The sequence below is a fragment of the Mesorhizobium sp. M7A.F.Ca.CA.002.05.1.1 genome, from assembly GCF_003998335.1.
Lineage (GTDB): Bacteria > Pseudomonadota > Alphaproteobacteria > Rhizobiales > Rhizobiaceae > Mesorhizobium.
The window spans coordinates 1-2,558 of the sequence record NZ_RZQI01000842.1 but is presented as its reverse complement, the minus strand read 5'-3'; the positions used below and the strand labels follow the sequence as shown (position 1 = coordinate 2,558).

At 60.2% G+C, this 2,558-nt stretch carries 4 protein-coding genes; all 4 read right to left on the bottom strand.

What is annotated here, in order from left to right:
* Positions 1-632 (bottom strand): NAD(P)-dependent oxidoreductase (locus EN939_RS29325; protein WP_164751318.1); only part of this gene is annotated, 632 nt, incomplete at its 3' end.
* 108 nt (positions 633-740) lie between these two features.
* Entirely contained in the window at positions 741-1,562 is an 822-nt protein-coding gene (locus EN939_RS29320; protein WP_127270843.1) for an ABC transporter permease, read from the bottom strand.
* The gene (locus EN939_RS29315) at positions 1,559-2,278 is read right to left on the bottom strand and encodes an ABC transporter permease (protein ID WP_127270845.1); all 720 of its coding nucleotides are present in this window, start codon (positions 2,276-2,278) and stop codon (positions 1,559-1,561) included. Before EN939_RS29315 ends, EN939_RS29320 begins: the two co-directional genes overlap by 4 nt.
* A gap of 77 nt (positions 2,279-2,355) precedes the next feature.
* A partial coding sequence (locus tag EN939_RS29310) for a transporter substrate-binding domain-containing protein (protein WP_127271173.1) occupies positions 2,356-2,558 on the bottom strand: 203 nt, incomplete at its 5' end.

Here is a 2,558-nt window from a genome sequence, read left to right as displayed (position 1 = left end):
CCCTTGGAAATCACCTCTATCACCTTCTCGATGTCGAGCCCGGCCTTCTTGCCGAAATGGATGCCTTCGGCCAGGCCCTGGACGAGGCCGGCTATGGTGATCTGGTTGATCATCTTGGTGAGCTGGCCGGCACCGGCCGACCCCATCAAGCCGACCATGCGGGCAAAAGCGTCGATGACAGGCTTCGCTCTGTCGAAAGCGTCCTGCTCGCCGCCGACCATGACGGTCAGCACGCCGTTCTCGGCGCCGGCCTGGCCGCCCGAGACAGGCGCGTCGAGAAACGAAAAACCACCGACTTGCGCCGCCGCCGCCAACTCGCGAGCGACCTCGGCCGAGGCCGTGGTGTTGTCGATGAAGACCGAACCCTTCTTCATCGATTTGAAGGCGCCTTCCGGACCGGTCGTCACCGAACGCAAATCGTCGTCATTGCCGACACAGGAGAAGACAAAATCCTTGCCTTCGGCGGCCTGTGCTGGCGTCGCCGCAAGGCTACCGCCATGCTGGCCAACCCATTGCTCGGCCTTGGCCTTGGTGCGGTTGTAGACGGTGACGTCATGGCCGCCCTTGTTCTTCGAGTGCCCGGCCATCGGATAGCCCATCACGCCAAGACCGAGAAATGCAACAGATGCCATGAGCTTGCCCTTCAGAAACGGAATTTGCTGCGAGACGTCTAGGCTCTGCGCGCAATTCGTCAAGATGCGCAGGGCAGGATCGACTGGTGCAGCTGAATTTGAAAATAGTCAGCGTTTCAGGTGAACGGTGATCCGGCGCTCGATCCATTCGACGCCATGACGCAATATCTCGACCATCACCAGATAGACGAGCGCGACCCAGATATAGGCCTGGATGTCGAACGAGTTGGCGAAGGCGAGCTTGGCATTGCCCATCAGATCATAGACCGTGATGATGGCGACGATGGCGGAAGCCTTGACCATCAGGATCAGTTCGTTGCCATAGGGCCGCAAGGCGACGATCAAGGCTTGCGGCAGGATGATCTTGCGCAAGGTTTGCAGTTTGTGCAGGCCAAGCGATGCCGCCCCTTCCCATTGCCCTCTTGGCACGCTCTCGATGGCGCCGCGCAGGATTTCGGCCTGGTAGGCGGCGGTGTTGAGCGCAAACGCAAAGACGCCGCAATTGAACGCGTCCTTGAAAAAGTCCCAGAGGCCGATCGACTGGAGCTCGACCCTGAACGAGCCCAATCCGTAATAGACGAGATAGGTCTGGACCAGCAGCGGCGTGCCGCGGAAAAAATAGACGTAGCAATAGGCGAGGCCGGACAGGATCCGGTTCTTGGACATGCGCCCATAAGCGACGGGCACCGACAGAATCGCGCCGAGCACCATCGATATGGAAACCAGCGCGAGCGTAACCCCAAGCCCGCTCAAATAGGCGGGCGCATATTTGGCGAAGAACTCAGGGTTCCAGGCAAGAACCAGATAGCTGACGATGCCAATGCCGAACAAAATCCACAGGCAGACCAGCGCGTAACCGGCGATACGCCTGCGCGGCCAGCCGCGAGCCCGTGGCGGCGGACGTTCGACCATTGCGGCCGTGGCGCTCAACGCTGCGCCTCCTGCCGGCCAAGCGAGCGCAGAATAGCGCTGGTGGCGAAGGACGACAGGACGGCCAGGCCAAGAAAGACCAGCGAGGCGACACCGAAGAACAGGAAAGCATGCTTGGTGACGCGGGCGGCAATGCTAGCGTTACGCAGCGTCTCGGCCAGGCCGACGACCGACACCAGCGATGTGTCCTTGAGCAGGCTGAGCCAGCAGTTCTCCAGGCCGGGGAACGCGATGCGCAGCAGCTGCGGCACGATCACCTTGCGCATGGTCAGCCAGTTCGAAAGACCAATGGCATAGCCGCCTTCATACTGGCCTTTGGGAATGGCGCGGAAGGCGGAAAGAAAAACCTCGCTGGCATAGGACGAGAAGATCAGCGCAAGCACGATCATGCCGGCGACGAAGCTGTTGACGTCGATGGTGGTGTCCGGCCGGAAATACCTGACGAGATGCTGCAGCAGGATCGGCATGCCGAAGAAGAACAGGAAAAGCGTCACCAACTCCGGCAGGCCGCGAAAGACCGTGGTGTAGATGTTGGCGGCAAGGCGCAGCGAGGGTTCTTCGGACTGCTTGGCGAGGGCAATGAAAAAGCCGATCGTCAATCCGATGGGCAGCGTGGCAAGCGCAAGCGCAATGGTGATCAGTGCGCCATAGGCAATATCGTCAAGCCAGCCTTCGGGTCCCCAACTGAGAAGTGTCCATATGCTCTGGGCTGGCATTGGCCGGTCTTATCTCCACGGCATTCCTGAGACGAATAGAAAGACGGCGGGGAAATTCCCCGCCGTCTTGACCTTTATCAGGACTCGGCGCCATAGACGTCGAACTTGAAGTACTTGTCGTTGATTTCCTTGTATTTTCCATTGGCGCGAATGGCGTCGATGGCCGAGTTGAGCTTGTTGACCAGGTCGGTTTCGCCCTTGCGCACGGCAATGCCGGCGCCAGGCCCGAAGATCTCGACCGGCTGCGGCGACGGCTGGCCGAGGATCTTGCAGCAGGCGC

What these genes read in the sequence shown, in the direction of transcription:
- EN939_RS29315 (WP_127270845.1), bottom strand. Translation starts at nt 2,278, where the DNA reads ATGCCAGCCCAGAGCATATGGACACTTCTCAGTTGGGGACCCGAAGGC.